The organism is Extibacter sp. GGCC_0201, assembly GCF_017566055.1.
GTDB lineage: Bacteria > Bacillota > Clostridia > Lachnospirales > Lachnospiraceae > Extibacter.
Genome location: NZ_JABFCH010000170.1, coordinates 1 through 223 on the forward strand (window position 1 = coordinate 1; position 223 = coordinate 223).

At 42.6% G+C, this 223-nt stretch carries 1 protein-coding gene; it reads left to right on the top strand.

What is annotated here, in order from left to right; genetic code table 11:
• Window positions 1–186, top strand: a 186-nt coding sequence (locus tag HJV72_RS19145; RefSeq protein WP_208073466.1) for a hypothetical protein, incomplete at its 5' end; no start/stop codon positions are given.
• Window positions 187–223: the final 37 nt, after the last annotated feature.

Consider the following 223-nt stretch of genomic DNA (forward strand, 5'->3'; position numbering starts at 1 on the left):
TGGCCGCCTGATAAGCCCATCGGAACCGCCCAGGAAGTGGCCTGTCTCCTGTGGAATTATGAAAATAAGGATTTGGAAATTATGCTTTTACAGTGGCTGAATGTCATTGATGATTTGAAAATTTACTGCAATGAAGACGGGCCGTCGGATCGGTTCCATGATTTGTTATTAAAGAAAGGAAGGTAAGAAGCATGAAAGAGATAACAGTTAAAAGAGTTGCGCC